Here is a 15,834-nt window from a genome sequence, read left to right on the forward strand (position 1 = left end):
ATCGGATCTCGCCGCATGAAAAACCTCTCCAAGGTAGTTGCCACCGCTGCCGTCACCGGACTCCTCCTTGCCGGCCCGGCAGGGCTGGCCCTGGCCGCTGAAAGCCCCGCGCCGGCAACTCCCTCCCACACCGCCTTGTCCGAGTCCGCGCAGCTCACCCGCCTGATCACCCTGAAGCCCGCCGCTTCGATCACCGTCAGCGACCAGCTCGGCGCGACGGACACCAAGGGTCTCCCCTGGATCAGTTTCGGGTTTCCCTTCCCCCAAGGCTCGATCGCGGCATCCCCGATGCTGACCGCGGCTGACGGCTCCACATGGCGGATGATCTCCCTCGCCCCGTGCGGCACCCCGAGCGCGTTCTACATCCCCGACTCAGTAGTCACATCCGACACCCCCCGTCCCGCCGATGCCCCGGTCGAGAGCATGCGCCCCGGTACTGCCGCGGCCGCGGATCCCGCAATCAACGCGTACCAAAAAGAGTTCACCGGCACAGGCCGCCTCGCGCCGTACGCCAGTGTCTTCTACTCCCCCGATGACCGCGAGCCGCTGTACGTGATGGCCTCTGACGGACTCACGGTGCCGATGACACCGGCCTATGAAGTGGGCGGGGAGAGGTGGCACCGGATCATCGCCCCCGGCATGACCGCCGCGGTCGTGAAAGCGGATGAGGTCACCGGCTTCACGCCTACGACCTGCGATAGCGCGGCGCAGCCTTTCGCCACAGCCCCCGACGCGCCAACCGTCGCGTCCGTGCGCGATGCGGCTATCTACAGCCAGCTCAAGCGCGCAGCCTACCTGGCCATCGACGACGCCAGGGCCCGCGCCACGGAGACCGTCGAGGCCGGCATGGGGCCGGCGGGAATCGCGATGCTCGTCGGCGGGTCGGCCGTGGCGGTCGCCGTCGTCGCCGGCGTTGCGGTGGCGGGGTTCAAGGGCCGGAAGAAGGCGTCCAAGTGACGAACGCACTGCAGGCACTCACTACAATCTGCGAGGCGACCGCCGTGTATGCGGGGCTGACTGCGATCTCCGCCGCGATCGTCCAGGGCACGCCGACATGGCAGCCGTACCCACAGTGGATCGTCGCCGGTCTGATCGCCTCGGCGGTTTTGGGCGCAATGTGGCTGGCACGCATCATGGCCGGCCAGCCGGCACCGGACTACACCGCACCCCACCGCACCTGGCACCGCGCTGCAGTCCTGGCTGCCGGCGTGATCCCCGCAGCCGTCGTCGTATCAATCGTCACCGGCGGCGGTTTGCTCGGCGTCATGATGCCCGTCGCCAGCATGTTTGCCCTCACTGTGGTCCTGGGCCTGATCGTCGAAATCCCTGTGGTGCGCAAAGCACTGGCTGCGGCAAACGCGGAGGTGGCCAAGTGAGCGAGGAGCCGAACGTCGTCCACATCAAGGACGACACGATCACGCCCGCGATGCGGACAGGGCTGGCCCTGCTCTTGGGCAGCGCAGTCGTCATTTTCGGACTCGTCGGCCAGTTTTTTGGCCTCCTCGAAGCAGTCGTGAGTGTCGCTGTTGTCGCTTGCTTCCATATGGCCACCCACTGGTCCGCCCCGGCCCCGGCCACCCGTGAGCAGCATTCTCGGCTGGCCGGGACGCTCTCGCAGGCGAAAGCGGACATCCCCGCCCTTGCCGTTTTCCTAGACCGAGGCAGTCGCCTGGTGGAACTGGGCAAGGGTGTCGGGAAGGGGCTGTCGTTCCTTGTCGCCAAGTCCGTCTTCACCTGGTTTTACAGCCTGATTTTGACCCCCGTGAACATCCTGGACCGCCCCCTCCCCTGGCTGGCATTGGCATTCCTCGCGATTGGCGCTGCAATGGCGTGGAATTTCGACGGCTTCAAAGCTTTGCTCGCCCCGCTCGTGAAGGTCCGGCAGCCCGCCACTCACTCCGCCCCTAAGGACAACCCCGATGCGTAATCGCCCCGCCACTCGCCTCGCCGCAGTCGTCCTGCTGGGCGCTCTGCTCACCGTGACCGTCCCGATGGCCGCGCAGGCTGCCGAAGAGCCGGTGCCGACCGCGAGCGCTGTAGCTATGAGCACAGTCGAGGCATCCAGCCCCGCCACCAGCACCACGGCACCGTCAGATGCCCCGGTAACCGTAGGGGCTGGTGAGCTGATTGCCATCGGGCCGGCCCAGGTCCTGGAGCCCGGCACTGCCAAGTCGATCGCCCAGCTGGCCATCGGCGAGCACATCACGTACACCAGTCTTGACCGTCAGGATGATTTTAACGCCGCCTACTCCGTGGTGACGGCCATGGGCCAGCACGGCACCGTCCGCAGTGATTTTGTGGTGGCCATGCCGCTTGACGGCCTCCGCCTGGATCAGCCGATCGTAATCACCAAGACGGCCGCGGCGAAGGGCAACGTCCTCTCAGGCTTCGGTGGTCTCTTGGGCGCTGCCGCCTACGACATCTTCTCAGCCCCTACAGGCGAAGCCGAGAAGGTAGGAAGCCTCCTGCCCGGGCAGAAGTACCTGGCTTCGAAGCCGCTGACAGGAACCACATCGCTCTTCGGGAGCAGCCAGTGGGTCGTCATCCAGACCCGTGACGCGGGCCCCGACGCCTACGCCTTCATCCATGCTGAGGCGGCCGCTATCGACGAGCACCCGGGAGAAGTGGCCGTTGTGACTACCCCGGAGCCGAGCGAGACGGCATCGGCTGAGGCAACTGAGACGGCCTCGGCGGAACCTACCGCCACCCCAACCCAAGCCACACCCACCGCAACCGCAGCCCACGCCCCGGTTGCCGAAGCGCCGTCCGCCAAGAGGAACACTCTGCCGGTCATCGGCCTGGGTGCGGGCGCGGTAGTGCTGATCGCAATCGGGTCGGGTGTCGCGGCGAAGCGGAAGCGGCGCGGCACAAAGGCTGCCACCGACGGCAATGCGGTCACGGACGAAGGTCCGGCGGACAATCCGGCATCCGCAGCCACCGCGGAAGTTCTCAACGTCACCTCGGCGGCGACCCCCTCAGCCGTGGAAGACATCAACTGGGATGAAGAGAACTGATGGGACTCGTCGGCAACCTCGCCCGCGGTGCGTTTCGTCGCTCCGCCTTCTACTTCTGGTACAAAGCCCTCGCTCTGGTGACCTCCGCGGCCACTGGCTGGATCGGTGACCTCTGGTGGATGGTGAAGCCGGCCGCTCAGGAATCACCCTTCTCCAAGGCGAAACAAGCGATCAGCTATTTCGCGATCATGGCGGCATCGCTCTGGGCGGTCACCAACATCGGCTGGCACGCCCTGCCGGCCCTGGTGTTCATGGCCGCGATCATCACAATCCACAGGGTTGCGGCCGTGGGCCTGGGCCTGCCGCCGAAGCGGTTCGCCCGTGTGTGGACCAAGAAAATGACGTCCCCTCTGCACTGGCTGACTCTCGCCGGCTTTGGCCTCATTATTCCGGCCGGCATGGGCTACCTCGGCGCCCCCGGTACGAAATACGTCCTGTGGCTAGCCTGGGCACTCTGGCTGATCGTTGCCCACTACGTGGCCCACACCGCCGCCAAATACCACGTCGAAGATCGGCGACTTACGGCAACTCATGGGCCCTCCCTGGCTGCCGTATTTCGTGTGAGCCTCGCCCAATTCGACCACGATAGTGAGCTACATATGGTGGGCGACAATCTGGTCATCTTTCCTGCACCTCCGGCCGCCGCGGCCCGCCGCGACGATGTCGAGTCTCAGCTGGCCCTGGTCATGCCAGAGTGGGAGCTCGACGCCGAGCACAGCACCCACCGCAAGCTCACCTTAAAGCCGACATCCCTAGAAACCGGCGAGCGTCGCGCTGCCCTGGCCGAAAGTGGCGGCCTGCTGCACGCGTCGGTCACCACAGCGGCCACCGACGCGCCCCGTACGAGGACCGTCAAGCTGCCCGCCGGCATCGATCTGGGCAGCGTCGAGGGGCACGCCGCGTTCCACGCCAAGGTCGTGGCGAAGGTGGGCCCGGAGTGGGCCATCCAGGAAATCGTTGAAGGCAAGGCGGTCCTGGTCAAGGGCGCTGCCGCGGCACGGCCGAGCGAATCGGTTTGGAAGCTGGCCCCGGAAATGGGCGAGAGGGAAGCCGCCGTTAAGGCCCAGGCGCGGGCCGAGCGCATGGGACTGAGCCTGGTCTCGTGGGATTTTGACCGCCGTCGAGCGGTCGTTGCGAACACGCTGCCGGTGGTCAGGGCGCTGAGGGGACGGCTGGCCGATGCCCTGCGCTGCATGGAACACGAAGTCGAACTTAACATCGCCTGGGCAGAATGTGGCCCCGCTACCGTGACAGTGCTTCGCGCACCGCGCCCCAACACCGACGCCCACAAACGTCGCGAATTTTGGCTCACTGAGGTCCCCGCAATCATGGGCACACCCCTCGGCCACCTGTGGACCTACGCGGAGGACGCCACGACGGGCGCTGTCCAAATGGGCTGCACGGTGGATCCGCTGGCAAAGATCGTAGAGTACACCGAAAACCCCTCGATCTCTGTGTTGCCCACTGATCCGTGGCAGGTGGGTGTAGATGAAGCCGGCAGGCCGGTGGAGATCGACCTGGCCAACAGCGCGCACTTGCTCGTAGCTGGTGCCACACGTTCCGGGAAATCCGTGGCAACCTACGGCCTGCTGGTGCACGTACTGCGAATGGGTGACCGGGCGCGGCTGCTGGTGGCCGACCCTAACGATACGACCATCGCACCCTTTGAACACCTTGTCTCATGGGGCACCTCCTCGACCGAACCTGCACCGGTCACCACGATGCTGCAATGGGTGCGGCAAGAAATGGATCGCCGCAAGCCGATCCTACGCAAGATGCGCCAGGACAAGGTCGGCGAATTCACCCCCGAGCTCCCGCTTGTCGTCGTGGTTATCGATGAAGCTGCCAACTACATGCGGCACTCCAACGGCGAGGCCGCAAAAGCCATGACGACAGAACTTTTGGCGGTCGCGTCCCAGGGCGCGAAGTATGGCATCCGCGTCGTCCTGATCACCCAGCGGCCGGACTCGACGATTCTGCCGACCGCAATCCGGAGCCAGCTTTCGGCCCGTATGAGCTTCCGACTGGAAGACCTCGAGTCCGCCAAGATGACCTTCCCGGACATCGAAGACCCGGCAAACCTGCTTTCATTCTCCCCGGGCGTTGGGCTGATCAAGGAAGTTGCCGGCAAGCCCCGGCGTTTTCGGTCTGCCTATCTTGATGATCACTGGGGTGCTGCGGATCAGATCGCTGCTCCCATGGTGAAGATCGACGTGAACGAGGACCCAGCCGCCTACTCGGTTACAGACCTCGGCGAACTGGACCTCGGCGACCTGGACGACCTCGATATGACGCTGGACGACACCGACGCCCCCTCCGCCGCCTCTCAGCTCCCCTCTCCCGAAGCCGACCTCGACCCGTTCTCCGAGGCGCCCAGCGCACCGAGGCCGGTAAAGGCGGCACTGGTGATCGAGGACGACAGGGATTTCGATGCGGTGCCGGTGGTGGTGAAGCCGAAGCTGGTACTGCCCGAAATCGACCTGGACGACCCATTCGCGTAGCCCACAACTTCCCCACCCAACAGCAATTCAACTGCAACACCAACGAAAGGACACACCGTGTGCCGATCCAAGGACCAAAATGGTCGCAGGTGCGCCGCGCACAGCCCAGAGAACCGGGCCGCTGAGCGAGCCGCCGTCCGCCTCGACGAGACCTTCGAGGATTACCTCGAAGCCCTCGAGGCGAAAACGGCCGAGCTCAAGCGGGAAGTGGCTGGTGGCGAACCCGCCGCCATTGAAGCCGCTGTTGCTGCGTGGCTGGCCGCCTGGCGTGACCTGATGTCTGCGATGGCCAAGGCCTACGCCAGGCTGGAGGCCAAGGCTGAGCGGGCCGCCGCCGTACGCCGCGAGCGCACGCAAGAGCGACTCGACGCTGTCCTCGATGCAGAGCGTCACGCGATGGCGGCTCGGGCCATCAAGGCCAACGAGGACGCTGTGGCAGCTTTGCGCCTCGCGGAGCAGAAGCGCCGGGACCTGGAGCTGATGGTCGCTCTCGCTGAGGCCGCGGAGGCTTTTGGCACCCAGCATGAGCTCGTGCGCCGCGCCCTCGATGAGGCCGAGGTGCAGCTGACTCTCGCCCACGCCGAGACCGAGCGGCTCCGAGGACTCGTCAAGCCTTCCGACGAGATCCCGGTGGCAACGGGCCCCCGCCGCGGACTGCCTGGCCTGACCGTGACTGCCTTTCATGAGGCCCGGCGTCGCGAAGAATTCTGGGCCTCACAGCACATCCGGCTCACCACGAAGCTCCGCGAGACGCCCAGCCGTGAAGCCACCCGGCGGATGCTCTCGGCGGTCACCGAGGCGTGCGAGGCCGGGCGGCAGTACGTGGCCAGCACGCGGTCAGCAAGGGACGCGGCGCTGGCCCTGGGCCGGCCGCGCAAGGCCGTTGATGAGCCAGCTGAGGTCCGCCTGGTCGCCGCGTAGGCGGCCGGCGAGTGGTACCCGAAGGGCCCCTCACCGAAAATCAGTGTGGGGCCCTTTGCGTGGGGCGGGCAGGTGCGAAGCCACGGGCTTTGTCACGCCTTAATCCTGCAGCGACATCCTCAACCGCTCAACGCCGGCGGCGGCCTCCGGAACCAGGGCCATCCATTCTGGCTTGGTCGCCAAGTTGCCGAGCATGTTGGCCATGTGGTCACGGGCAGCTGGCCGATACCTGTAACCGCGTAGATCGCGTGCCGTCACTACCGTCGCCAGCGTGAGAAAGTCGGTGACATGGCGTTCCCTGCCAGGGTCATCCATGATCACCAAAGCGCCCGCCTTGCCGACAAGCGTGGCCATAAGCGTAGGCCGATTCACCTTGCCGACGGATGACCCCGCCTCGACATCCACGACCTCGGCCTGATCGACTGCCTGCTGGACCGCGGGCGCGGCGATCGTTGTGCCGCCTGTGGCCCCCGGTCGCTTCTCGCTTCGGTCCCCGGTGAATCTAGGGATTAGCACATCCACCATGGCAGCGCCTCGAAGCCAGCGATGCTGGTGGCCCGCCGGAGATTCGCCTGCAGACCTGAATCCTAGATCTAGGAGCGTAGTTGTAAAGGCTTTAAGGTGATGCGGATAGGTGCGGATGTCCAGGGCGAAGTCGGCATCCTTTGTCGGCCGCGGCGCACTGGCACCACGCTCGATGGCATGGAGATATACGGACTGGCCACCCACTAGGACCCACCCATTGGAAAGCGCCTCGTAGATTTCGAAAACCGCCCTCCACGATTCTTCCTGCTCGGGAAGCATAGCTGGAAGCCTAATCGCCATTGAGAACGCTCCTGATGATCGATTCGGCCGCCGACTGCTCGCGGGGGCCGGGGCGCTCGGCCAAGTCCATCGCGGAGAATACTGCCGGCACCTCACTAGGGAGGTAATCAACGGCGCGAAGACGGACGTTGGCTTGCCGGCCGGGGCCGGCCGGGACCATAAACCAGTCCTTTTTGACGATGGGTAGGTCGGCCTTCAAAACATACGCCTCGACTTCGTCGCCAGGCAGTAGACCGGAGCGAGGATCTGAGACACCGGAAAGCCTAATCTTTGGGTCTCCACGCAGTTCCGGGATGTCAGCTTGGCTAACGACGAGCTCTACGGGCTCCGCCCTCGCCGCCAACCAAGCCCGCAGCTGGCCCTTCGGGTCCTCATGGGCGAATAGGTTTCGAATGTGTCGGTGCAGCCGATGCCGCTCCACCGCGCTCAGTCCGGGCGGTTCTTGGCCCTCAAGCTCCAGGGCCAGGGCTAAAGCACTCTTCGGCGCCATGGGGCGGCCGGCGGACTTGATCCAGACTTTGCTTGCCAGCTCCGAGTCAGCAATCACCCACCGATTGCCTACCTTCTCGGCATCGAGACGGCCGGCATGGATGAGCTTCAACACCCTCTCCGGGCGGACTCCCATCCTCTTCGCAGCGTCACTCACTCCCAGGGCCATTACACAATCATACTGGTTCCAGTACCATTGTGTAATAGCTTGGCCGGTCCGACCTGTATAGATCCTGATCCTGGCCACCGCGGCCAGTGGCCGGTAGCGACTTAGTCCGCCGCCGTGACTACAAGCTGGGCCGCGGCCGCCATCACCGCCATCACCATGGCGCACACCGTAAGCACGACCAACACCGCTCCACCAACCCCATCCAGCACCTCGTGACGTCCTCTGCACGCCGGCCTAGTGCCCCACCGCAACCCCTCCACGGTCATCTCGTCGCCTGAGCGATCAGAGAGCCGTGGAGAGGCGTGTGGGGGCTAGTCCCAGAGCACCCGCGATTCGAACGCGAACATGTAGTCCTCGCCCGTCTGATCGGCCGGCTGGGAGGCCTCCCAGCGGGCGATCCTTGCAACCCGCTGGGCGGCGACAGTATCTGCGTAGCGCTCTTCCAGTGTGCGGAGGGGCGTGGGGGCGGGGGTGTTGTTGTCCAAGGTCGTGCCTTTCTTCGATGTGGTGTCGTGCCGATCGCTGTGCGTCGTCATGGCGATCTACGCTGCCATCGCGTAGGTGCGGGCGGTGAGCTGTGAGCTGGTCAGTTCGGCCATGCTCGCTTCGAAGGACTGGCGGTGCTCCTCACCGATCTTGCGAAGAGCCTTGACCACGGCTATCTGAAGCCTGGACGAGATCGGATCGGCGCTCCAGCCCACGATCTGGCGTAGCGAAACTGAGCGGCCGACGATGCAGCCGTCCTCGTCCGTGATGCTGTAGTGTCCGCCAGCGACCTGCCTGCGCACGATGCCGCGGAGGACGCGGACGCGGGTTCCCTCCGCAGTTGTGATGGCCAGGGTCAGGACGCGGCCCAGCACGTGGGCTTCGTCTGTCTTGCGGAGGGCGAAGCGCTGGCTCAAGACGGTCAGCTCGAAGGAGCCGTCGAAGACGGCCAGCGAGTTGGTGCGGGCTGCCGGTGTAGTGGTCTTGGTGGCGGCGGCGAAAAGGGTGTTCATGGTTTTCCTTTGCGAGGTACTGCTTGCGGCGTGGTGGTGAAGCGGGCGGGTACCTGCTCCTGTCAAGGAGCATGCGTAGGGGATCCAAAAAGTCTCACCACTCTATTTGTCCCCGTTTCGTCCGACCCCGAGACACCAAGAACCCCGCACCGATTTTCGATGCGGGGTTCCTGTTTGGTGAGCGGACGGGAGGATGTCAGGCGGCCTGGGTGGCGGCCTCTTGGACCAGACCGGCGATCTTGTCGGGCCGGAAGCCGCTCCAGTGATCCAGGAGCTCGCCCGTGGTGCCATCCCGCACCAGCACCACAGGTGCCTGGCGGTGCCCAAGGCTCACCGCGAGGGCGTGATCGGTGCTCTCAGAATCCAAGTCCACGAAGTACTCGACGCCGAGCCGATTCAGATCGCGGTAGGTGGCGTTGCACTGGACGCAGCCGGCGCGGGAGACGACTGCGACTTTGGCCGGGGCGGGGTTGGTGCTCACGGGTGTCCTCCTGGACTTGTAGGCGGCGCCAGCCGAGCGACCGGCACCGGGCGTGGTGGTGAGCGTGTGTGGCCTACGCGGCTTCGGAGGCCTCGAAGTACTCGGCGCCGCCGTCAGTGCCGTCATCCGGCATGAAGTCATCCGCGTCCAAATTCACCGGGCCTGTCGGCATCGCGAGCGCCGGCTCGACGTCGCCCTGGATGGCCGGCGTCGTGCTGGCCTTGACGGACACGGCGCGGGTGTTCTCAGTCAGGTAGCCGTAGCGGCATGCCGTTTCGGCTACGTAGAAGATCGCGCCGACGCCCTTGACGGTCTCGGTCTTTGTGGCGCCAGACTTCAGGTGGACGGTGACTTCACCTTCATGGATGAGGTCGGCCGGGCCAAAGACTACATAGTCCTGCTGCTTCTGGCGGCGCCGGTACACGGGCTGGGTGGGGGCGGGGATGGTCATGGCGGGTGTCCTTTGCGGGAGTGGCAGAAACGGATGTGTGGTGTGGTGGCAGCGACCCTGGCAGGCGGGTCGGTGAACGGGTCGCCTGCCGGGTGGGGGTCTAGAGGTCAGCCCGCGACTTGGAACCGCGGCTGGCTTTCGGCTGCATCGCGTTGAACGGGCTGTCCGCTCATCAGGACCAGGCGATGCTGCGGGTTCCACTCGAAAGCCTTGTCGCGGCGCCACAGGCGGCGACCTGTGACGTTGGCATTGCGGGTGTTCAGGGTGGCGATGGTGGTGTCGGCAGGGGTGTTCAAGGGGGTCCTCCTAAAGGACGGGAAGGTTGAAGGGTCGCGGGTGGATCGAGTGCGCCTACGCCGGCATCTGAAAATGTTCGCGGACCGCACTGACCGGGATGCGAATCGGGGTGCCGTGTCCGTCCTGCAGCGTCGGGATAGTCAGTGATCCTCGACGGATGCGGAGGTAGACCGAGAAGGCACTCGGCGCGCCCTCCAGCTCGGCAAACTCGGCGATGCTCAAAGCTCCGACTCCGAGGTTTAGACGGTCCTTAACTGACATGCTCATGGTGATCCCTTCATCGTGCCTACCACCGGCCTGTCGACCAGTGGCTTATCTGAGTCTAGTATGGGTTATCAACCCTACTAATGTCAAATTTGGCCTGGTGCCTCGCTCGTCGGCACACCTGTCTTGGCCCATTGGACGCCCAGGTACTCCGGCTCGCCGTGGATGTGGACCCCTCCGAGGTCGGTCTGCATGTGCTCGGCGAGCACCTCGCCCACGCGCTGGGCGTCGTGCGGCAGGCATTCGACCACGAGCTCGTCATGAACGGGCAGCCACAATCGAGCTTCGGCCGGAAGGGCCGCGGCGACATTGGCGGCCATGACCGCGAAGACGTCCTTGGCTGATCCCTGGATCCGAAAGTTGGTGGCCACGTACGGCTTGGCGCTGCACTCGGGCAGCGGCCGGCCGATGATGGTTTGCGGGCGGACGCCCTGCTCGGCGCTGCGCCGGTTCTCCCCGATCCAGCGCCCCAGATCCTTGTAGACGCCCAGGACCTTCTTGCGAACCGCTGCTGCTTCGGCCTTGGATACGCCCAGCAGCACCCCGAAGCTCTCGTCCCCCATGCCGTACCCGAGGGCCAGGAAAACAACCTTCGCCTTCTTGCGGAAGGCGGCGGCCTCACCGGTCAGCGCCCCGGCGTCGTCGCGGTCACGGGCCGCCTCACCCCAGACCACCGCGGCGGTTTCCACATACACGTCATGTGCGGAGCCGCAGTGGAGGGCCAACAGTTCGTCTCGTGACGCTGCGGCCATGATGGAAGGTTCCACGTGCGAGAGGTCGGCCCCTACCAACACGTAGCCAGGGCGGGCCTGCAACGCAGGTCGCAGCGAGCCGGTCAGGTTCTGCAAAGCTGGTTCAATGATGCTCATGCGACCGGTTTTGGCCGCATTGACCTGGATCTTCGGGTGGGCGATGCCGTCTCGGGCCGAGTGCTGTTCCAGCTCGCGCAGCTTGTTTTCGTCGGCTGCGAGCTCCAGGGCATCGCACATGGCCCGCCAGGTCTCGGCGTGCCGTTTGGGGACCACGGCCGCGCGCCTGTCGTCCTTGTTAAGTGCCCAGCGCCCTGACTTCGTCTTGGGGAGAACAATCCCGTGGGAGGTGACCCAGGCCTGGGCCCGGTCATCATCGGCCCAGGGCTTGAAGCCGAACTGGCGCTGGGCCGCCGCCATTTGCACTTCCAGGGCGGCAAGCCGTGAGTTGACCAGCTCGCGGTCCACGTGGATGCCGTCGTAGCCGGTCCAGCGCCACAGCTGGTCCCCGGCCAGCTCCGCTTCGAGGTGCGGCCGGACCTCCCGGTCAGCGGCCAGTTCGCCGGCCAGGAGTGCCGTCTCGACCGCTTGCTCGGCCACGTACGCCAGGAGGGTCGCGTCGTCCATAGGCAGGGCCCGAACCACCCGCCCAAGCCACTGCTCAACGGGTCCGCCTGGCTGCCCTGGCCGTGTGCCAGGCGCTTGTCCACGCAGCCGTTCGGCCGCCGCCGGCGAGATGCTACGCAGCCCCCCGAGGCTGTAGTCCGAGAGCCCTGGCCAAGCCGTGCGGGCAGCCACCTCGGAACAGCGCAGGCTGGTGAGCAAGACGCCGAGCGTCTTGCGCAGCGCCCAGGCGGTCTGCATGGCGCCGTGGGCCCAGACGTGCCTGCCGGTGGTGAATATTGCCTTGATGGCTTCGCGGGCCAGGATGTGGCTCCTGGCATCGAAGACCACGGCCGTGCCGTCGCGGTGCGCGACCGCGACGGCGCCAACGAGGAACGCGGGGTCGAAGACGTCGCTGCCGGAGTGCAGGCTGGCTAGGGCCAGGCGGCCCGTACGGTCGCCCAGCCAGGCCTGCAGAGCCGGGAGGTCTGCGAGTGATCGGAGGTAGGTGATGCGTTCCATGGCTAGAACTCCCATTCCTCGGCCTTGAAAGCGACCTCGAGTGCCTGAAAAGCGCTGGCGACTTCCGAGGAAGGCATGTCTGCCAGCGAATCCGGGGTCGGCGTATCGGCGAAGATCTCTGCGATCTCGCGCTCGGAACGTGGCGCTGGGCCTTCCTTGATTCCGCAGTAGTACTCGCCGTCGGCCTGCCGCTTGACGGTCACGCCGCGGGAGCCGAGCTTGTCCCCGATGGCCTTGGCCGACCAGGTTCCCCTCAGGCCGGCCTCGGGAGACACCAACCAGTAGTTCAGATCTGTGTGAAACGAGGCTCGCTTCACCCGATCCTTGGGGTCACCCGTGAGGTGGTATTCATCCCGCAAGAAGCGGCCCAGGACGTCCTGCTCCTCGCGGTAGCCCTCCGTGGCGGTCTGGACCTTTTCACAAGTTCCGAGGCCCTGTGCCAGAAATTTCACGGCGCCTTCGACGGCCCAGGCAAGGATGCCATCCACTTCGTTGAGCAGCTGCGCGGGAAGCGTCTTGTCCATCTGCGCGTCCGTCAGTTGCAGGTCGAAGGGCAGCAGCTCGATTCGCCGCCACGTGCCGCGGTCCGTTGCCGTAATCGAGGGCTTGTGATTGGTCATCAGGACTGGGGTGTGGGATGCGGCGAAATCAAATTCGTGCCCGAATTTTTTTGCTCCTTTGAGCCCATCCCGCTTTGCCAACTCCTTCAGGGCCGCGCCGGAGATCCGCTCCCCTTCGTCGGTTTCGGAGGCGATCAGGAGCCGCTTGCTGAAGAGGCCGGCGATCTGGTGAGGAGCCGGTTTGCCGGTCAGCATTTCCGTAGGGGCGGACGTCGCGTAGCCGGCAAGGAGTGCGGCAAGCGTCGAGTAGAAGACCGACTTGCCATTGCCTCCCCCACCCACAGCGAAAAAAAGCGTCTCTTGAATGACTTCACCCACCAGGATCTGGCCGACGTGGCGCTGCAGGTAGTCGGCGTAGTCGGCATCCCCGAGGGTGATTTCCTTGATGAAGGCTGCCCACCGGCGGGCCACCTTACCCGGGGTGTAGACGGCTGGGCAGACCGTCAGGTGGACATCGTCCTCAGTGCGATCCCGCAAGATCCCCGAGGTCAGGTCGACCACGCCGTTCATCACGTTCAGCTCACGGGCGGCGGTGCCCATGGACGATGCTTCCACGGCGATGGCAGGGTGGGTGGCGACGAAACTGACCGGCCGTGTGACCCCGCCGATGCCACCCAGCTTGGCGCCGGCGGCACGGAAAATTTCGACAGCCAAGGCGGACGGGCTGGCGGCCGGGGACGCTTTCCAGTGGGTGCCGGAGTTCTCCATCCACAGCTTGTTGGTGGCGTCGTAGCGGTGTGATCCGCGGCGCCGGATCTCGGCGGTGAGCCGTTCCGCGCGCCCCACCTCGGTATCTTCCATTGGGGTCGCCTGCCAGGCAGCTTCCTCCAAAGGCAGGGCGGCGGCCAGCAGTCCGGTCAGCGGCTTGGCATCGCTTCGGGCAGCAGCCTCGGCTAGGTAGTCGCTGATGGCGTAGACCGAGCGGTCTGCTCCGGCGGTCTCCGGGCCGTCCTCCGGGATGGGCAGGTCGATCACCCGGACCGTGGCGCCCTTCGCTTCGAGCAGTGTGGCGAGGGCGATCAGGCTCTCGGACCGTCGCCAGTGCACGCGGCCGGCGATGTAGGTGGTGCGTCCTTCCACGACCAGGCGGGCCCAGTCATCCACCAGGCGGTCCTCCCGGCCGTAATCGGCGGCGGCCGTGCCCCGGGCGTGCAGCCCGTCGGACCAGCGGGCCAGGGAGACGACAGCCAGCTCCAGCCCTTCGCGGAGGCCCGCCGAGGTGATGGCGTCTGCGTGTACCTGTCCGTGCTGCACATTTGTGGGATTGGAATGGATGGCGCGGCCGCGGTAGTCGGCGGCGGTGACGATAAGCGGGACATCCGAACGTGGCGCGAGTGGCCTGCAGACGGGGTTCATGTCGATGGCCTTGCGCGAGTACCGGTCCCCGCGCAGCGACCGGTAGGAAATCGGGTCGTCATTCGGCGTGACGGGCGGGAGGACGACCGTGCGGTCCAGGCGCAGCGTGGCAGTGCGTTCGCCGCGCAGGGAGATGACAGGGGCCTTCATGGCGCCGATACCGCCGGCGGTGACGGCAGCCCGCACTTCCTGGCTTGTGCTGGAGTCGACGACTGCCATGACTTCGGCCGCGGTCAGGCTGGAGTAGCCGCGGGCCGTGGCCACGTCGGGGGCGACGGCCCGGTAGCGCAGGTAGCCTGCGTGCGCCTTGGTGAGGCCTTCCGGCCAGACGCTTGATGCCTGGCGCGCAAGATCGGCCAGGTCAGCGGTGGAGGGGTCATTGACCAGGACCGCGACCAGTTCATCAGCCCTGTCCTTGAAGGCGGCTGCGAGACCGACAGCGGCCCGGTAGTCACCGCCGAAGAAGCGGTGGGCGATCCAGACGAAACTGGTCAGCCGGGTGCCGGCCGGCACGCCGTATTCTGCCGCGGTGGTGGCGGAGTACACGTAGACGGCCTCGGCCCGGTCATCGGTGCGGACCTGGCCGGGGATCTGGCGGACGCCCCACACGCTCCTGGCATTGACGTCGGATTCAGCGGCGTCGCAGTGTGCATCCCACAGCTCGACACCTTGCTGCGTCTTGCCCACCCGAGTCCACTCGTGGACCTCGGTCAGGATCCGGCTGATTGGCAGCGCGCGGGCCAGCTCCGCGCCGACACGCTCGTCATAGACGATGGGCAGCGCACCCTGGCCCGGAGAGGAAACCGCGGCGGCGTCTGGCAGCTGGGCAAGCAGGGCGTCCGGCGAGTACAGCGGGTGCTCGCCGATGGAGTGCAGCTCCGTGCGGAACGGCTGTGCCAGGTCCGCTTTGCGGTTCCATGTGCCGGGGATGCGGCCCAGCCGGGTCATCTGCGTGGTCACACCCTGATCCATGGTGTAGCCGGAGAGCCCGAGGTGTGCGGTGAAGGCGGCTTCCATGCGGGCCGGCAGCGTCATGCGTTCCGGGTCGTCCAGCGGCTCGGTCAGCAGGTAGTAGACGTGATAGCCGTGCGCGGTCTCGACCAGGATGTGCGGGGTGATGCCCGCGGCCTCGGCGAAGCTGAGAACCTGCGCCAGGGCTGCGTCCTTGGTGGGCGCGTACCCGAGCTTGCCAGTGTCCAGATCGAAGAAGATGTGTCGCGCCGGGAGCAGCTGGTGGATAGCCCCGTGGGCGTGACCCTTGACCGTGCCCGTCTCGCGGACGGCCAGACCGCAGTACGCGAGCTGTGCATCTTCGTGAGCTGCCGTCACTTTGGCAAAAGCCGCGGCATCGCCGACAGGTACGGCGACGGCGCGTGGGTCCGACGGTGCAGAGCCGAACCACGCCGCAATCTCACCCGCGGGCTGGGTCAGGCGCCCCCAGAATGTTTCGGCGAAGGCCTTGGCCACCTCGAAGCTGGAGGCATTCTCCATGTGGATGGGGGTGAGCGCGGGTGCGGGTGTTGCCGTCATGTTCGTTTCCTCTTCTCGACCAAATTCTCGCCCTACTTGCTATG

The 15,834-nt window shown here is 65.9% G+C and carries 16 protein-coding genes; 6 read left to right on the forward strand and 10 right to left on the reverse strand.

Features of this window, described 5'->3' with window-relative positions:
* The first annotated feature begins 15 nt into the window (after positions 1–15).
* From AB4Y80_RS06340 to AB4Y80_RS06365, 6 genes are read left to right on the forward strand one after another with little or no spacing between them, the layout of a single operon-like run.
* Positions 16–957 (forward strand): hypothetical protein, encoded by a 942-nt coding sequence (locus tag AB4Y80_RS06340; protein ID WP_442212802.1) that lies wholly within the window; start codon positions 16–18, stop codon positions 955–957.
* Positions 954–1,376: a hypothetical protein gene (locus AB4Y80_RS06345; RefSeq protein ID WP_442212804.1), complete on the forward strand. Its 423-nt coding sequence runs from the start codon at positions 954–956 to the stop codon at positions 1,374–1,376. Before AB4Y80_RS06340 ends, AB4Y80_RS06345 begins: the two co-directional genes overlap by 4 nt.
* Complete coding sequence (locus AB4Y80_RS06350; protein WP_442212806.1) at positions 1,373–1,927, forward strand: hypothetical protein; 555 nt, start codon at positions 1,373–1,375, stop codon at positions 1,925–1,927. The genes AB4Y80_RS06345 and AB4Y80_RS06350 overlap by 4 nt, the downstream gene beginning before the upstream one ends.
* Positions 1,920–3,014, forward strand: coding sequence for a hypothetical protein (locus tag AB4Y80_RS06355; RefSeq protein ID WP_442212808.1), 1,095 nt, complete (start codon positions 1,920–1,922; stop codon positions 3,012–3,014). The genes AB4Y80_RS06350 and AB4Y80_RS06355 overlap by 8 nt, the downstream gene beginning before the upstream one ends.
* Positions 3,014–5,515, forward strand: coding sequence for an FtsK/SpoIIIE domain-containing protein (locus AB4Y80_RS06360; RefSeq protein ID WP_442212810.1), 2,502 nt, complete (start codon positions 3,014–3,016; stop codon positions 5,513–5,515). Before AB4Y80_RS06355 ends, AB4Y80_RS06360 begins: the two co-directional genes overlap by 1 nt.
* 57 nt (positions 5,516–5,572) lie before the next feature.
* Positions 5,573–6,436 (forward strand): hypothetical protein, encoded by an 864-nt coding sequence (locus AB4Y80_RS06365; RefSeq protein ID WP_442212812.1) that lies wholly within the window; start codon positions 5,573–5,575, stop codon positions 6,434–6,436.
* Between the two features lie 99 nt (positions 6,437–6,535).
* Here the strand turns inward: AB4Y80_RS06365 and AB4Y80_RS06370 are convergent, their stop codons facing one another.
* The 10 genes from AB4Y80_RS06370 to AB4Y80_RS06415 all read right to left on the reverse strand — a co-directional run bounded on the left by AB4Y80_RS06370 (position 6,536) and on the right by AB4Y80_RS06415 (position 15,790).
* Entirely contained in the window at positions 6,536–7,261 is a 726-nt protein-coding gene (locus AB4Y80_RS06370) for a hypothetical protein (protein WP_442212814.1), read from the reverse strand.
* Positions 7,251–7,907 carry a helix-turn-helix domain-containing protein gene (locus tag AB4Y80_RS06375; protein ID WP_442212816.1) on the reverse strand — a complete coding sequence of 219 codons (657 nt, stop codon included), beginning with the start codon at positions 7,905–7,907 and terminating at the stop codon, positions 7,251–7,253. The genes AB4Y80_RS06370 and AB4Y80_RS06375 overlap by 11 nt, the downstream gene beginning before the upstream one ends.
* 323 nt (positions 7,908–8,230) lie before the next feature.
* Positions 8,231–8,404, reverse strand: coding sequence for a hypothetical protein (locus tag AB4Y80_RS06380; protein WP_442212818.1), 174 nt, complete (start codon positions 8,402–8,404; stop codon positions 8,231–8,233).
* Between the two features lie 57 nt (positions 8,405–8,461).
* Complete coding sequence (locus AB4Y80_RS06385) at positions 8,462–8,917, reverse strand: hypothetical protein (RefSeq protein ID WP_442212820.1); 456 nt, start codon at positions 8,915–8,917, stop codon at positions 8,462–8,464.
* Between the two features lie 196 nt (positions 8,918–9,113).
* Complete coding sequence (locus AB4Y80_RS06390; RefSeq protein WP_442212822.1) at positions 9,114–9,398, reverse strand: glutaredoxin domain-containing protein; 285 nt, start codon at positions 9,396–9,398, stop codon at positions 9,114–9,116.
* 73 nt (positions 9,399–9,471) lie between these two features.
* Complete coding sequence (locus tag AB4Y80_RS06395; protein ID WP_442212824.1) at positions 9,472–9,849, reverse strand: hypothetical protein; 378 nt, start codon at positions 9,847–9,849, stop codon at positions 9,472–9,474.
* Positions 9,850–9,956: 107 nt separating this feature from the next.
* Positions 9,957–10,145, reverse strand: a complete 189-nt coding sequence (locus tag AB4Y80_RS06400) for a hypothetical protein (protein ID WP_442212826.1) — start codon at positions 10,143–10,145, stop codon at positions 9,957–9,959.
* Positions 10,146–10,200: 55 nt separating this feature from the next.
* The gene (locus tag AB4Y80_RS06405) at positions 10,201–10,413 is read right to left on the reverse strand and encodes a hypothetical protein (RefSeq protein ID WP_442212828.1); all 213 of its coding nucleotides are present in this window, start codon (positions 10,411–10,413) and stop codon (positions 10,201–10,203) included.
* A gap of 83 nt (positions 10,414–10,496) precedes the next feature.
* The gene (locus AB4Y80_RS06410) at positions 10,497–12,284 is read right to left on the reverse strand and encodes a DNA polymerase (RefSeq protein WP_442212829.1); all 1,788 of its coding nucleotides are present in this window, start codon (positions 12,282–12,284) and stop codon (positions 10,497–10,499) included.
* A gap of 2 nt (positions 12,285–12,286) precedes the next feature.
* Positions 12,287–15,790, reverse strand: coding sequence for a DNA primase family protein (locus AB4Y80_RS06415; protein WP_442212831.1), 3,504 nt, complete (start codon positions 15,788–15,790; stop codon positions 12,287–12,289).
* Positions 15,791–15,834: the final 44 nt, after the last annotated feature.

The sequence above is a fragment of the Specibacter sp. RAF43 genome (genome assembly GCF_052114065.1).
In the GTDB taxonomy this organism is placed as follows: Bacteria; Actinomycetota; Actinomycetes; order Actinomycetales; family Micrococcaceae; genus Specibacter.